The sequence below is a fragment of the Plantactinospora veratri genome (assembly GCF_036421995.1).
Taxonomy (GTDB): Bacteria; Actinomycetota; Actinomycetes; order Mycobacteriales; family Micromonosporaceae; genus Plantactinospora; species Plantactinospora veratri.
In genome coordinates, this window is sequence record NZ_JAZGQL010000002.1 from 45,672 (window position 1) to 59,534 (window position 13,863).

General features: G+C 70.5%; 20 protein-coding genes. 19 read left to right on the forward strand and 1 reads right to left on the reverse strand.

The features are described 5' to 3' along the window. The 19 genes from V1634_RS02860 to truA all read left to right on the forward strand — a co-directional run bounded on the left by V1634_RS02860 (position 1) and on the right by truA (position 11,798). Positions 1–186, forward strand: coding sequence for a type Z 30S ribosomal protein S14 (locus V1634_RS02860; RefSeq protein WP_007073023.1), 186 nt, complete (start codon positions 1–3; stop codon positions 184–186). A gap of 154 nt (positions 187–340) precedes the next feature. Then, a complete protein-coding gene (gene rpsH / locus V1634_RS02865) occupies positions 341–748 on the forward strand; it encodes a 30S ribosomal protein S8 (RefSeq protein WP_107260889.1) in 408 nt (135 codons plus the stop codon). Between the two features lie 16 nt (positions 749–764). After that, positions 765–1,307: a 50S ribosomal protein L6 gene (rplF, locus tag V1634_RS02870; RefSeq protein WP_331206162.1), complete on the forward strand. Its 543-nt coding sequence runs from the start codon at positions 765–767 to the stop codon at positions 1,305–1,307. Then, positions 1,304–1,693 (forward strand): 50S ribosomal protein L18, encoded by a 390-nt coding sequence (gene rplR, locus V1634_RS02875; protein WP_456238608.1) that lies wholly within the window; start codon positions 1,304–1,306, stop codon positions 1,691–1,693. Before rplF ends, rplR begins: the two co-directional genes overlap by 4 nt. A 31-nt stretch (positions 1,694–1,724) precedes the next feature. Further along, positions 1,725–2,339 (forward strand): 30S ribosomal protein S5, encoded by a 615-nt coding sequence (gene rpsE, locus V1634_RS02880; protein ID WP_101368132.1) that lies wholly within the window; start codon positions 1,725–1,727, stop codon positions 2,337–2,339. Further along, complete coding sequence (gene rpmD, locus V1634_RS02885) at positions 2,339–2,521, forward strand: 50S ribosomal protein L30 (RefSeq protein ID WP_013735939.1); 183 nt, start codon at positions 2,339–2,341, stop codon at positions 2,519–2,521. Before rpsE ends, rpmD begins: the two co-directional genes overlap by 1 nt. After that, positions 2,521–2,964 carry a 50S ribosomal protein L15 gene (gene rplO, locus V1634_RS02890; RefSeq protein WP_101368131.1) on the forward strand — a complete coding sequence of 148 codons (444 nt, stop codon included), beginning with the start codon at positions 2,521–2,523 and terminating at the stop codon, positions 2,962–2,964. The genes rpmD and rplO overlap by 1 nt, the downstream gene beginning before the upstream one ends. Positions 2,965–3,199: 235 nt before the next feature. After that, positions 3,200–4,531: a preprotein translocase subunit SecY gene (secY, locus tag V1634_RS02895; protein WP_331206163.1), complete on the forward strand. Its 1,332-nt coding sequence runs from the start codon at positions 3,200–3,202 to the stop codon at positions 4,529–4,531. After that, positions 4,532–5,185, forward strand: a complete 654-nt coding sequence (locus V1634_RS02900; protein WP_107260881.1) for an adenylate kinase — start codon at positions 4,532–4,534, stop codon at positions 5,183–5,185. It abuts the gene before it with no gap. Positions 5,186–5,195: 10 nt separating this feature from the next. Beyond that, a complete protein-coding gene (gene map, locus V1634_RS02905; protein WP_331206164.1) occupies positions 5,196–6,047 on the forward strand; it encodes a type I methionyl aminopeptidase in 852 nt (283 codons plus the stop codon). A gap of 59 nt (positions 6,048–6,106) precedes the next feature. After that, on the forward strand, positions 6,107–6,691 hold the full coding sequence (locus tag V1634_RS02910; protein ID WP_331206165.1) for a DUF1707 SHOCT-like domain-containing protein: 585 nt from the start codon (positions 6,107–6,109) through the stop codon (positions 6,689–6,691). Positions 6,692–6,905: 214 nt separating this feature from the next. Further along, a complete protein-coding gene (gene infA / locus V1634_RS02915) occupies positions 6,906–7,127 on the forward strand; it encodes a translation initiation factor IF-1 (RefSeq protein WP_007073013.1) in 222 nt (73 codons plus the stop codon). A gap of 127 nt (positions 7,128–7,254) precedes the next feature. After that, positions 7,255–7,368 (forward strand): 50S ribosomal protein L36, encoded by a 114-nt coding sequence (gene rpmJ, locus V1634_RS02920; RefSeq protein ID WP_012184307.1) that lies wholly within the window; start codon positions 7,255–7,257, stop codon positions 7,366–7,368. A gap of 219 nt (positions 7,369–7,587) precedes the next feature. Then, complete coding sequence (rpsM, locus tag V1634_RS02925) at positions 7,588–7,968, forward strand: 30S ribosomal protein S13 (RefSeq protein ID WP_278064256.1); 381 nt, start codon at positions 7,588–7,590, stop codon at positions 7,966–7,968. An 86-nt stretch (positions 7,969–8,054) separates the two neighbouring features. Further along, positions 8,055–8,462, forward strand: coding sequence for a 30S ribosomal protein S11 (gene rpsK / locus V1634_RS02930; protein WP_030329919.1), 408 nt, complete (start codon positions 8,055–8,057; stop codon positions 8,460–8,462). Between the two features lie 16 nt (positions 8,463–8,478). Next, entirely contained in the window at positions 8,479–9,105 is a 627-nt protein-coding gene (gene rpsD / locus V1634_RS02935) for a 30S ribosomal protein S4 (RefSeq protein WP_203868102.1), read from the forward strand. Positions 9,106–9,219: 114 nt separating this feature from the next. Further along, positions 9,220–10,242: a DNA-directed RNA polymerase subunit alpha gene (locus tag V1634_RS02940; protein ID WP_101368124.1), complete on the forward strand. Its 1,023-nt coding sequence runs from the start codon at positions 9,220–9,222 to the stop codon at positions 10,240–10,242. A 68-nt stretch (positions 10,243–10,310) separates the two neighbouring features. After that, the gene (gene rplQ, locus V1634_RS02945; protein WP_331206167.1) at positions 10,311–10,883 is read left to right on the forward strand and encodes a 50S ribosomal protein L17; all 573 of its coding nucleotides are present in this window, start codon (positions 10,311–10,313) and stop codon (positions 10,881–10,883) included. 81 nt (positions 10,884–10,964) lie between these two features. Further along, positions 10,965–11,798, forward strand: coding sequence for a tRNA pseudouridine(38-40) synthase TruA (truA, locus tag V1634_RS02950; protein WP_331206168.1), 834 nt, complete (start codon positions 10,965–10,967; stop codon positions 11,796–11,798). Positions 11,799–11,868: 70 nt separating this feature from the next. Here the strand turns inward: truA and V1634_RS02955 are convergent, their stop codons facing one another. Continuing rightward, positions 11,869–12,579 (reverse strand): hypothetical protein, encoded by a 711-nt coding sequence (locus tag V1634_RS02955; RefSeq protein WP_331206169.1) that lies wholly within the window; start codon positions 12,577–12,579, stop codon positions 11,869–11,871. Positions 12,580–13,863 lie beyond the last annotated feature (1,284 nt).

The following is a 13,863-nucleotide window of genomic DNA, read 5'->3' on the forward strand; positions in this document are numbered from 1 at the left end:
ATGGCGAAGAAGGCGCTGATCCTCAAGGCCGCCGCGAAGCCGAAGTTCTCGGTTCGCGCGTACACCCGCTGCCAGCGTTGCGGGCGGCCGAAGGCGGTCTACCGCAAGTTCGGCCTCTGCCGGGTCTGCATCCGGGAGATGGCCCACCGTGGTGAGCTGCCCGGCGTGTCGAAGGCTTCCTGGTGACACTGCGCCCCATCCGTGGGTGGCGGAGTGAGGACCGCGACGCCACCCGCTTTGGGCCCAGCCACGTCCCGACCGATATCCGGGGCGAGGATCGCAACGCCGAAGGCCCGGGCCACTGCCCCGGGAACCCCGGCGAGAAAGGCTGACGAGATCCATGACGATGACCGACCCGATCGCAGACATGCTGACGCGTCTGCGTAACGCCAACCAGGCGTACCACGACCGGGTGACGATGCCCTACTCGAAGATCAAGGCGAACATCGCCGAGGTCCTCAAGTCCGAGGGCTACATCGCCACCTGGGCTGTCGAGGAGCCCGAGGAGGGCGTCGTCGGCAAGCGACTGGTCGTCGAGCTGAAGTACGGCCAGAACCGGGAGCGGAGCCTGGCCGGCATCAAGCGCGTGTCCAAGCCCGGCCTCCGGGTGTACGCCAAGTCGGACGGGCTCCCGCGGGTGCTCGGTGGACTGGGCGTGGCGATCATTTCGACGTCCCAGGGGCTGCTGACCGACCGGCAGGCCCGCAAGCGGAGCGTTGGCGGGGAAGTCCTCGCCTTCGTCTGGTAACGGGAGACAGAGAGAAATGTCGCGTATTGGACGTAAGTCGATCCCGGTGCCGTCCGGCGTCGAGGTGACCATCGACGGGTCGACCGTCAAGGTCAAGGGGCCGAAGGGCGAACTGTCGCACACCCTCGCCGAGCCGATCACGGCCGAGCGGGGCGAGGGCGGCGAGCTGCACGTCAACCGGCCGAACGACGAGCGCAAGGCCAAGGAACTGCACGGCCTGAGCCGTACCCTGGTGGCGAACATGATCGTCGGGGTGACCGAGGGCTACCGCAAGACCCTGGAGATCGCCGGTACCGGTTACCGGGTCACCGCCAAGGGCAGCGACCTGGAGTTCGCGCTCGGGTTCTCGCACCCGGTGCAGGTGAAGGCCCCGGCCGGGATCACCTTCACCGTCGAGCGGCCGACCCTGTTCCACGTGGCCGGCATCGACAAGCAGCAGGTCGGCGAGGTCGCCGCCAACATCCGGAAGATTCGTCCGCCGGAGCCGTACAAGGGCAAGGGCGTCAAGTACCAGGGCGAAGTGATTCGTCGCAAGGCCGGAAAGGCAGGTAAGAAGTGACCGCCACACTGCTCAAGCGTCGCCGCGGGGTCGCCGCCAAGCGCGCCGTCGGGCGGGCGCGTCGGCACTTCCGGGTCCGCAAGACCGTTACCGGTACCGCCGAGCGGCCGCGTCTCGTGGTCACCCGCTCGCTGCGGCACATCACCGCGCAGATCGTGGACGACGGCCGGGGCCACACGCTGGTCTACGCCTCGACCATGGACGACTCGATCCGGGGGGCCGAGGGCGACAAGAGCGCCCTGGCCGGCAAGGTCGGTGCGCTCGTCGCCGAGCGGGCCAAGGCCGCCGGGATCTCCAAGGTCGTCTTCGACCGCGGTGGCAACCAGTACGCGGGGCGGATCGCCGCACTGGCCGACGCGGCCCGCGAAGCCGGGCTCGAGTTCTAAACCCCGTCACGAGGAGAGAGGAAGGCTGCTGATGCCAGGTCAACAGCGCCGTGGCGGCGGGTCCGGTGGCAACGAGGGTGGTCGCCGCGACAACCGCCGTGAGGGCGGTCGCGGAAACGCGCCCGCCGAGAAGACGCCGCATCTTGAGCGGGTCGTCGCCATCAACCGGGTTGCCAAGGTCGTGAAGGGTGGTCGTCGCTTCAGCTTCACCGCCCTGGTGATCGTGGGCGACGGCGACGGCACGGTCGGTGTGGGCTACGGAAAGGCCAAGGAGGTGCCCGCGGCGATCGCCAAGGGTGTCGAGGAGGCCAAGAAGCACTTCTTCAAGGTGCCCCGGATCGGTGCTTCGATCCCGCACCCGGTCACGGGTGAGGACGCCGCCGGTGTGGTGCTGCTCAAGCCGGCCAGCGCCGGTACGGGTGTCATCGCCGGTGGTCCGGTCCGGGCCGTACTGGAGTGCGCGGGCATCCACGACGTGCTCTCCAAGAGCCTCGGCTCGTCCAACCCGATCAACATCGTGCACGCCACGGTTGCGGCCCTGAAGGGGCTGGAGTCGCCGGAGGCGGTCGCGAAGCGTCGGGGCCTGCCGGTCGAGGACGTCGCCCCGGCCGCCATGCTGGCGGCCCAGGCGGGGGTGACGGCCTGATGGCACGCCTGAAGGTGACCCAGGTCCGGTCCGGGATCGGGACCAAGCACAACCAGCGCGAGTCGCTGCGGTCGCTCGGTCTCAAGCGGATCAACGACGTGGTGGTCAAGGAGGACCGTCCCGAGATTCGGGGCATGATCTTCACCGTGAGCCACCTCGTGAAGGTCGAGGAGGTCGAGTAATGACGATCAAGGTCCACCACCTGCGCCCGGCCCCCGGAGCGAAGACCGAGAAGACCCGGGTGGGTCGCGGTGAGGGCTCGAAGGGGAAGACCGCCGGTCGCGGTACCAAGGGTTCCAAGGCCCGGAAGAACATCTCGGCGGCGTTCGAGGGTGGGCAGATGCCCATCCACATGCGGCTGCCGAAGCTGAAGGGCTTCAAGAACAAGTTCAAGGTCGTGTTCCAGGTCGTCAACCTGGACCGGCTCGCCGAGCTGTTCCCGGAGGGCGGCCAGGTTGGTCCGCAGGAGCTGGTCCAGGCCGGCGCCGTCCGCAAGGGCCAGCCGGTGAAGGTTCTCGGTACCGGGGAGCTGGGCGGGGTCGCCCTCCAGGTGTCGGCGCACGCGTTCAGTGCGTCGGCCAAGGAGAAGATCACCGCTGCCGGCGGCTCGGTGACGGAGCTGTAGGACGTCGCGGTCGAGGCGCTCGCCCAGTTGATGGCAACTGGCGGGCGCCACGACCTACTCGGGGTCCATCGATCCCGTTAACATCGGAAACGGTGAATGCTCCCCGGGTGGATCTGCCCGGGAGCGCGCCGGACTGTTAGAGTCCGATCCCAGCTATGGGTATCGGGTCGATCGCCCGACAACCACCCCGTCCCGCCATGAACCACCGGCGGCCGCCTCGCGCAGGAGGAAGAAGTTGCTCTCCGCCTTTCTCAGTGCGTTCCGCACGCCTGACCTGCGCAAGAAGCTGCTGTTCACAGTAGGCATCATCGCGGTCTACCGGCTCGGTGCGACGCTGCCCAGCCCGGGCGTCTCCTACGGCAACGTGCAGCAGTGCATCCAGACCATGGAGTCGGGTGAGGGCAACGGCGTCTTCAACCTGCTCAACCTCTTCTCCGGCGGTGCGCTGCTCTCACTGTCGGTCTTCGCGCTGGGCATCATGCCCTACATCACCGCCTCGATCATCCTGCAGCTGCTCACCGTGGTCATCCCGCGGTTGGAGCAGCTCCGCAAGGAGGGTCAGGCCGGTCAGGCGAAGATCACGCAGTACACCCGCTACCTCACCCTCGGCCTGGGCATCCTGCAGGCCTCGGCGTTCGTGGCACTGGCCCGTTCCGGCCAGCTCTTCAACGGGATGTGCCAGGAGTTCCCGATCATCCCGGAGGGCACCGGCCTGCCGACCTGGCTGACCGTGACCGTCCTGGTGATCACGATGACCGCCGGTACCGGTGTGGTGATGTGGCTCGGCGAGCTGATCACCGACCGCGGCGTCGGCAACGGCATGTCCGTGCTGATCTTCACCTCGATCGCCGCCCGGCTGCCCAGCGAGGGCTGGACCATCAAGAACAACAAGGGCTGGGGCATGTTCGGCCTGGTCCTGGTCCTGGTCCTGGTGGTCATCACCGCGGTCGTCTTCATCGAGCAGGCCCAGCGCCGGATCCCGGTGCAGTACGCCAAGCGCATGATCGGCCGGCGGATGTACGGCGGCACCTCCACCTACATCCCGCTGAAGGTGAACCAGGCGGGTGTGATCCCGGTCATCTTCGCGTCGTCGCTGCTCTACCTGCCGTCGCTGCTGCTCCAGTTCTTCGACCAGAACAACCTGAACGACTGGCAATCCTGGGTGCAGAACCACCTGGTGCAGCCGGACAGCCCGACCTACATCAGCGTCTACTTCCTGCTGATCATCTTCTTCACGTACTTCTACGTCTCGATCACGTTCAACCCGACCGAGGTCGCGGACAACATGAAGAAGTACGGCGGGTTCGTCCCGGGCATCCGGCCCGGCAAGCCGACCGCCGACTACCTGGACTTCATCCTGAGCCGGATCACCCTTCCCGGTGCGCTCTACCTGGGCCTGATCTCGATCCTGCCGAACTTCTTCTTCATCTGGCTGGACAGCCAGCAGTACCAGAACTTCCCGTTCGGCGGTGTCGCGGTGCTGATCATGGTCGGTGTCGGGCTGGAGACCGTGAAGCAGATCGAGAGCCAGCTCATGCAGCGGAACTACGAAGGGTTCCTGCGGTAGATGCGACTCGTTCTGGTCGGTCCCCCCGGGGCGGGCAAGGGGACCCAGGCCGAGTTCATCGCCGCCCACCTCGCCGTGCCCAAGATCTCGACAGGGGACATCTTCCGGGCCAACGTGTCGCAGGGCACCCCACTCGGTGTCGAGGCGAAGCGCTACATGGATGCCGGCAAGCTGGTGCCCGACGAGGTGACGATCAACATGGTCCGGGACCGGCTCGCCCGCCCGGACGCGGCCGAGGGATTCCTGCTCGACGGATTCCCTCGGACGACCCCGCAGGCCGCAGCGCTGGACAAGCTGCTCGCTGATCTCGGCACCGCCCTGGATCTGGTCATGGAGCTGGTCGTCGACGACGACGAGGTCATCCGGCGGCTCTCCGGCCGGCGCACCTGCCGGGGCTGCGAGAAGGTCTGGCACATCGAGTTCGACGCCCCCTCCGTGGCGGGTGTCTGCGACCGGTGTGGCGGCGAGCTGTTCCAGCGGGACGACGACAAGGCCGAGACGATCGCCGAGCGGCTACGCGAGTACGCCAGCAAGACCGCACCGTTGATCGACTACTACGGTGCGCAGGGCAAGCTGGTCGGCATCGACGCCACCGGGCCGGTGGAGGACGTCACCGTCCGGGCTATCGACGCCCTGCGGTCGTACGGCGGATAGGCTGGGCACCATGCGCCGACCCCAGCTGGACATCCAGCTGAAGACCCCGGAGCAGATCGAGCTGATGCGCGCTGCCGGGCTCGTCGTCGCGGCGGCCCTGGAGCGGATGCGCGCGGCCGTGGCTCCCGGCGTCTCCACCGCCGATCTCGACGCGATCGCCGAGTCGGTGATCCGGGAGGCCGGCGGCATCCCCTCGTTCAAGGGCTACCACGGCTATCCGGCGTCGATCTGCTCGTCGGTCAACGAGCAGATCGTGCACGCCATCCCGGCGCCGACCCAGGTGCTCCGGGACGGAGACCTGATCTCGATCGACTGCGGGGCCATCCTCGACGGCTGGCACGGCGACGCTGCGATCACGGTCGGGGTCGGCGAGGTCCGTCCGGAACTGCTCCGGATGGCCGAGGCCGCCGAGGACGCGATGTGGGCGGGGATCCGGGCCGCGGCGCGCGGCATGCTCAGCGGTCGTGGCCGGCTGACCGACATCTCGTACGCGGTGGAGCGCGCGGTCCGCGCCGCCGGCCGGTACGGCATCGTCGAGGGGTACGGCGGGCACGGCATCGGCACCGAGATGCACCAGGACCCGCACGTGCTCAACCACGGCCGCCCCGGGCGTGGCCCCCGGCTGGTGCCGGGGATGGCGCTGGCGATCGAGCCGATGGTGACCATGGGCTCGCCCCGGACGGTGGAGCTGGACGACGGCTGGACGGTGATCAGCCGGGACGGGTCGGTCGCGGCCCACGTCGAGCACACGATGGCGCTGCTGGACGACGGTGTCTGGGTGCTGACCGCGCCGGACGGCGGTCGGGCCCGGCTCGGTGACCTGGTTACCGCCCGGGAGCCGGCCACGTCGTCCCCCGGCTGACGGCCACCTCCGGGTCGCAGGGGGTGGGCGGGCTGGACCCGTGATGGCATCCTCTAGTCATGGACCGGCGGGACCAGATGCGCGCTGCGGACTCCGATCGCACGGCCGTGGCCGACCAGCTCCGGCAGGCCCTGAACGAGGGCCGTCTCGACCTGGGCGAGTACGACGAGCGGCTGCAGCGGGCGTACGCCGCGAAGACCTACGCCGACCTCGACGGGCTGCTCACCGACCTGCCGGGCACGGTGCCGGTCGACCAGGCCCAGTTGGTGCCGACCGACCCGAAGCATCCGGTGTTCCGCCCCGGACCCGACGGCCGCTATCCGGGCGCCACCCGGGCCTGGCTGGCCGACACCTGGGACGGCTATCTCGGCCTGGTCGGCGTGGTGGTGGCGATCTGGGCGGTCACCTCGGTACTGGCGAGCGACTTCCTCTACTTCTGGCCGGGTTGGGTGGCGGGACCGCTGGGCGCGCTGCTGCTGGTCGGCACGGTCACCGGGCTGGCGAAGGGGGAGCCGCAGCGCTGGGCCGCCAAGCAGGCGGCGAAGCAGGCCGCGAGGGAGCGGGCGAAGATCGAGAAGCGGGCCCGGATCGAGGAGCGGAAACGCCGCCGGGACGAGCAGGCCGGCCAGGGGGAACCCGCCTGATATAGTCGCGTTCGTCCGATCCGACGACCCGGGAGTCCCCGGGTTGGCGCTGGCGTGCGGGCGCGCGTACACTGGCTGATCGGCGCACAGCGTCCACTCCGGCATGCCCACCCGCGCTTCGGTGGGGCCGGAGCCGCGGCTGGCTCGGATGTTCTCCATCCGGGAAAGGCGTTGTGAGCCGTCCGGAGTAACCGACGTCAGGACAGCGGAGGACATGCCGAAAAAAGACGGAGCCATCGAGATCGAGGGTCGAGTGATCGAGCCACTCCCGAACGCCATGTTCCGGGTGGAACTCGCCAACGGCCACAAGGTGCTGGCTCACATCAGCGGCAAGATGCGGCAGCACTACATCCGCATCCTGCCCGAGGACCGGGTCGTCGTCGAACTCTCGCCGTACGACCTGACCCGAGGGCGCATCGTCTACCGCTACAAGTGAACGTCGCCGGGCCGCTCGCCGGTCCGGAGTACGTGCACTGTCTGACGACGGCCGGGTGTCCGTGTCCGTCCTCAAGACTCGACGGCGTCAGCGCGCTGCCGGGCACAGATGGGAAAGTAAGGCAACCGTGAAGGTCAAGCCGAGCGTCAAGAGGATCTGCAACAAGTGCCGGGTGATCCGCCGGCACGGCCGGGTCATGGTCATCTGCACCGACCCGCGCCACAAGCAGCGTCAGGGCTGATCCGCAGCCGCCGCCGGTGAGTGCCGGCGGCGTCGACGGTGGGTTCCGACCGCAGATTCCGTACAACAACACAAGCTCGTCCCAGCCGCGAGCGCGAGATCGCCCAGCGAGAACGCAGTCGTGGCCGACCCCCGGTCGGAGGCCGGGGCCCGCAGGTTTGGGCAGGCGGGATGGGACGGGTAAAGACCTCCGCAAGAAATCCGAGGAGTACGCCCGCACATGGCACGGCTAGCCGGCGTCGATCTTCCCCGCGAAAAGCGGCTGGAGATCGCGCTCACCTACATTTTCGGGGTCGGTCGGACCCGCGCGGCCGAGACGCTCGCCGCCACCGGCATCTCCCCCGACAAGCGCGCCAAGGACCTCACGGACGAGGAGCTGGTCCAGCTCCGGAACCACATCGAGGCCAACTACAAGGTAGAAGGCGACCTGCGCCGCGAGGTCGCCGCTGACATCCGCCGCAAGGTCGAGATCGGCTGCTACGCGGGCATCCGGCACCGCCGGGGTCTGCCCGTCCGTGGTCAGCGGACCCGGACCAACGCCCGGACCCGGAAGGGCCCGAAGCGGACCGTCGCCGGCAAGAAGAAGCCCGGCAAGAAGTAGAGCTGAACCGGAATTCGGGTCGATCTCCGCCGAGGTAGGCCGGACTCGAACCCGAGCCGGAAAGTCAACTAGGAGCGCACAGACTTATGCCACCGAAGGCTCGCGCCGGGGCCGCCGTAAAGAAGGTCCGGCGCAAGGAACGCAAGAACGTCGCCCACGGGCAGGCGCACATCAAGAGCACGTTCAACAACACCATCGTCTCCATCACGGACCCGACCGGTGCCGTCATCTCCTGGGCCTCCGCCGGCCAGGTGGGCTTCAAGGGTTCCCGCAAGTCGACTCCGTTCGCCGCGCAGCTCGCCGCCGAGGCCGCCGCGCGTCGGGCCATGGAGCACGGCATGCGCAAGGTCGACGTGTTCGTCAAGGGCCCCGGTTCCGGCCGGGAGACCGCCATCCGTTCGCTGCAGGCCGTCGGTCTGGAGGTCGGCCAGATCGCCGACGTCACGCCGCAGCCGCACAACGGGTGCCGTCCGCCGAAGCGTCGTCGGGTCTGAGAGGTAGACGAAGAACATGGCTCGTTACACCGGTGCCGACTGCCGCCGTTGCCGTCGGGAGAAGATGAAGCTGTTCCTCAAGGGCAGCAAGTGCGATGGCCCGAAGTGCCCGTTCGAGTCCCGGCCGTTCCCGCCCGGGCAGCACGGCCGGGGCCGCACCAAGGAGACGGAATACCTGCTCCAGCTCCGTGAGAAGCAGAAGGCCCGCCGTGTCTACGGCGTGCTGGAGAAGCAGTTCCGGGGGTACTACGAGGAGGCCGTCGCCAAGAAGGGCAAGACCGGCGAGATCCTCCTGCAGATCCTCGAGTCGCGGCTCGACAACGTGGTCTACCGGGCCGGCCTGGCGAAGTCGCGCGACCACGCGCGGCAGCTCGTCAAGCACGGCCACCTGACGGTGAACGGCCGCAAGGTCGACATCCCGTCGTACCGGGTGAAGGAGCACGACATCGTCGAGGTCCGGGCCAAGTCCAAGGAGCTGACGCCGTTCATCGTGGCGCAGGCCGAGGCCGGCTCGAAGACGGTGCCGGCCTGGCTGGAGGCGATCCCCAGCCAGATGAAGGTGCTGATCCACTCGCTTCCGGCCCGGGGTGTCATCGACACCCAGGTCCAGGAGCAGCTGATCGTCGAGCTCTACTCGAAGTAACGGTTCCTGGCGTTCCCGCGCCGGCTCCCGGCCTCACCGCCGAGGGCCGGCCCGGAGCGCCGGACATGAGTTTGGGCATCAAATAGCGGGTGCCCCGAACGAAAAGGAAACAGCATGCTCATCACCCAGCGGCCGACCCTCACCGAGGAGTCGATCAGCGAGACCCGGTCCCGGTTCACCATCGAGCCGCTCGAGCCGGGTTTCGGGTACACCCTGGGCAACTCGCTCCGGCGGACCCTGCTCTCCTCCATCCCGGGTGCGGCGGTCACCTCGATCAAGGTCGACGGTGTGCTGCACGAGTTCACCACCATCCCGGGGGTCAAGGAGGACGTGGTCGAGCTCGTCATGAACGTGAAGGAGCTCTGCGTCAGCTCCGACCACGACGAGCCGGTCAGCATGTACCTGCGCAAGCAGGGCCCCGGCGACGTCACCGCCGGTGACATCCAGCCCCCGGCCGGTGTCTCCGTGCACAACGCCGACCTCAAGCTCGCCACCCTGAACGGCAAGGGCCGGCTCGACATGGAGCTGACCGTCGAGCGGGGTCGCGGCTACGTCACCGCCGCGCAGAACAAGCAGGCCGGCGCCGAGATCGGCCGGATCCCGGTCGACTCGATCTACTCGCCGGTGCTGAAGGTGACGTACCGGGTCGAGGCGACCCGGGTCGAGCAGCGTACCGACTTCGACCGGCTGATCATCGACGTCGAGACCAAGGCGTCGATCGGGCCGCGTACCGCGCTCGCCTCCGCCGGCTCCACCCTGGTCGAGCTCTTCGGGCTGGCCCGGGAGCTGGACGAGAGCGCCGAGGGCATCGACATCGGCCCGTCGCCGCAGGACGCGCAGCTCGCCGCCGACCTGGCGCTGCCGATCGAGGAACTGGACCTCACCGTCCGGTCCTACAACTGCCTCAAGCGCGAGGGCATCAACACGGTTGGCGAGCTCATCGGGCGTACCGAGGCCGATCTGCTCGACATCCGGAACTTCGGGCAGAAGTCGATCGACGAGGTCAAGATGAAGCTCGCCGGCATGGGGCTGGGGCTGAAGGACTCGGCGCCCAACTTCGACCCGGCGCACGTCGTCGACTCCTTCGGCGAGGCCGACTACGACACCGACGACTACCGCGAGACCGAGCAGCTTTAGTCCGGGGCTAGCCGGAGATCCGGCCACCCACTGGAGATCCGGCCACCCACTATTGAGGAGCACCAAGAATGCCCACGCCCACCAAGGGCCCCCGCCTCGGCGGTAGCCCCGCGCACGAGCGGATGATCCTGGCCAACCTGGCCACCGCGCTGTTCCAGCACGGCCGCATCACCACCACCCAGACCAAGGCCAAGCGGCTCCGCCCGCTCGCGGAGCAGCTCATCACCAAGGCCAAGCGGGGCGACCTGGCGTCCCGCCGGCGGGTGCTGACCGTCGTACGGGACAAGGACGTGGTCTTCGCCCTGTTCGACCAGATCGCTCCCCGGTTCGCCAACCGTCCCGGTGGCTACACCCGGATCGTGAAGACCGTCCCGCGCAAGGGCGACAACGCGCCGATGGCCATCATCGAGCTGGTCGAGGAGCTGGTCGAGGCTCCGGCGGCACCGGCGAAGAAGACCGCCGCCCGCAAGGCGGCGCAGCAGGACAAGGTCGAGGCGCTCGCCCCGGACGAGGAGACCCCGCGTTCCTCCTCGCCCGCCGACCCGGACAACCGGAACGACCAGGACGCCGAGGCGCCGGAGTCGCGCTCCGGCGACACCGGGGCGGCCCGCGAGGACACCGACGAGGCCGACACCAAGTAACACCGACGAACGAGGCCGGGCCCGGCATCCCCGCAGGGGTGTCGGGCTGCGGCATATCTGGAGCTGGTCGTGGAGCACGAGGTGGATGAGGAGCGGACCCGGGTACGCCTGGACGTCGCCTACGACGGCGGCGCCTTCTCCGGCTGGGCCGCCCAGCCCGGTCGGCGTACCGTCGCCGGGGTGCTGGTCGAGGCGCTGACCAGGATCGTCGGGGCGGACCGGGTCAGTGGGCTGACCGTGGCGGGACGGACCGACGCCGGGGTGCACGCCAGCGGGCAGGTCTGCCATCTCGACCTGCCGAGCCCGGTGTGGCGGCAGTCGGCGGAGACGCTGCTGCGCCGGCTCGCCGGAGTACTGCCGCCGGACGTGCGGGTCCGCGCCGTGACCGAGGTACCGGCCGAGTTCGACGCCCGGTTCTCGGCCACCTTCCGGCGCTACGAATACCGGGTCACCGACGCCCCGTACGGCGCCGAGCCGCTGCGCCGGCACGAGGTGCTGGCCTGGCCCCGCCCACTGGATCTGGCGGCGCTGAACGAGGCCGCCGCCGGGCTGGTCGGCGAGCACGACTTCGCGGCGTACTGCCGGCGCAAGGAGAACGCCACGACGGTGCGGGAGCTGACCCGACTCGACTGGCGGCGCGACCCGGACGGTCTGCTGGTGGCCACGGTGCAGGCCGACGCGTTCTGCCAGTCGATGGTGCGGAGCCTGGTCGGGGCGATGCTGGTGGCCGGGGACGGGCGGCGCCCGGTCGACTGGCCCGGTGGGCTGCTCGGGCGGCGGGAGCGGGCCAGCGAGGTCAGCGTGGCGCCGCCGCACGGACTGACCCTGGTCGCGGTCGGCTATCCCGAGGACCCCGCCGAGTACGCCAGCCGCGCGCTGCGTACCCGTCGGCTCCGGCTCGCCGCCTCGGCCTGAGCGCCGCCGACGGACCCGGCGGTGAGCCCTCGCGGCCGGCGAGGGCGTGCGGCGTGTCGTCCGGCGGGACTCAGTCGGAGCCGGCCGGGCTCGCCGGGCCGGACGGAGTGAGAGCGCGCTGGTCGAGCACCTTGCCCCGCAGGTACACCTCGATCATGTCGGAGAGGATCTGCCGGGCGAAGAGGTCCTCGGCGCCGATGGTCTTGCCGTCGCTCTTGGCGACGACGCAGTAGATCAGGAAGTGGCCGCGGACGTGCCAGCCGGCCTGGGCCGAGGCGGCGGTCACGGCCTCGGTGCCACGTCCGGCGGCAAGGCCCAGGAACCGCCCCTTCCGGCCGTCCACGATCGGCTTGATCTTCTCGCGTGCCGAGGTCGCCCCGGCCTCGTCGGCAAGGTTGACGATGCCGGCGGTGGCGACGTAGAGGCCGGTGGGGGAGCGTACGGTGCCGCGAACGAACTGGCTGCACCCGGCGTCGGCCAGTACGGCCGCGATCTGGCCGTCGGCGACGAGATCGCACTCCTCCGCCTGCTGGGTCTTGAGCAGCTCGTACGCCGACTGCTCGGGGTCGACCAGCACCTCCTTGCCGTTCGGGAAGACCTCCTTGACGGTCAGCGGAGCCGGGTCGGCGGCGCGGGAGCTGATATCCCGGGGCGCGACACCGGCACCGGCGCCGTCGGCCGCCCTGGAGTCCCGGCCGACGGGGTCGTCGACCATGAAGAAGTAGGAGCTGAGCCCGCAGATACCGAGCAGCAGCAGTACGCCGAGCGAGCCAATGATCAACTGCCAGGTCCGCTTCGAGCTGCGCAGCGGTGCGCCGCTGTCGCCGGACGTGGAGGCGATGGTGGCGACGGCGGAGCCGGCGGCCGGGCCGCCCGAGGGTTTGGCCGGGGCGGGGGCCGCTGCCGCCGAGCCCGGGGCCGATCGGGACGTGCGTTCCGGCGCGACCGATGGACGTGCCGGGGCGGCCGGTGTACGGGCCGGGGAGGCGCCACCGGGCGGCCCGACACGCCCACCCTGCCCCGACGGTCCCGACCGACCGCCTCGCGGAACTGGCACGGCAGGCGGTGACCCGGGTGGCCCGGAGCGCGGCCCGGCGGGTGAACCCGGGACCGGTGGCCCGGAGCGCGGTCGTGCTGCGCCCTCCCGGCCGGGGCGAGGTCCGGCGGGCGAGCCTGGTGCCCGGTCCAGCGGTGCTGCGCCGGGTGGGCCCGAGCGCGGTCCGGCCGGTGCGCCGGGGACCCGGCCGTGCGGTGCTGCGTCCGGTGGACCGGAGCGGGGTCCGGCGGGTGAGCCCGGGGCCCGGTCGTGCGGCGGCCCGGCGGGTGAACCCGGTGCGGCCCCGGCGTTCCGGGACCGGCGTGGGGGAGGAGGACCACCCTGCGCCGGCCTACCCGGCTCGGCGTCGGGTCGACCCACACCGTCGGCGCCGAGACCGCCCGGTCGTGGTCGCGGCGACCCCGGTGGTGCGCCCCCGGACGAGGGACCGGAGCGGGCGGAGCCTCGGGTGCCAGCCCGGCCGGCGGGCGGCGGCTCGACGCTGGCGGGGCGGCCCGGCCGCCGTACCCCGGGATTCTCCGGGGCCGCTCCGGGCGGCATGGCGCGGTCCAGCGGCGGGCGGTCCGGGCCGCCCCGGTCGGCGCGACGCTCCGCCGGGCCGCCACCCGGCCGGTCGGCGGCGCCGTGCCGTCCGCCGGGCGGACCGGCGGGGTCGGGAAGACCGGGCCGCAGTGGGTCCCGGTCGGCCGGCGGAACGCGTCGCTGTCGCGGCACCGGCGCCGACCGTGGCCCGGTGGGCGGTGGCTCCCCGGGGCCCGGTCGGAAGGCGCCGGCCGGACCGGAAGCGGGATCGGGCTGGCCGCGGCGTCGACCGCCGAGGGGACGCTCCCGCGAGTCGGGGGCTCCCGGTGCGGCCGTTCCCGACACGCTGCGGGGCGACCCGAACGACTCGACGCCTGACGGAACCGGCCCGTCCGGGATACCCCGACCACCGGCCCGGGGCGGTCGGCCGCCCGGGCCCGGTCGGGCTTCGACGCCGGGCAGGTCGTCGGCGGGCGGCCGGGCACC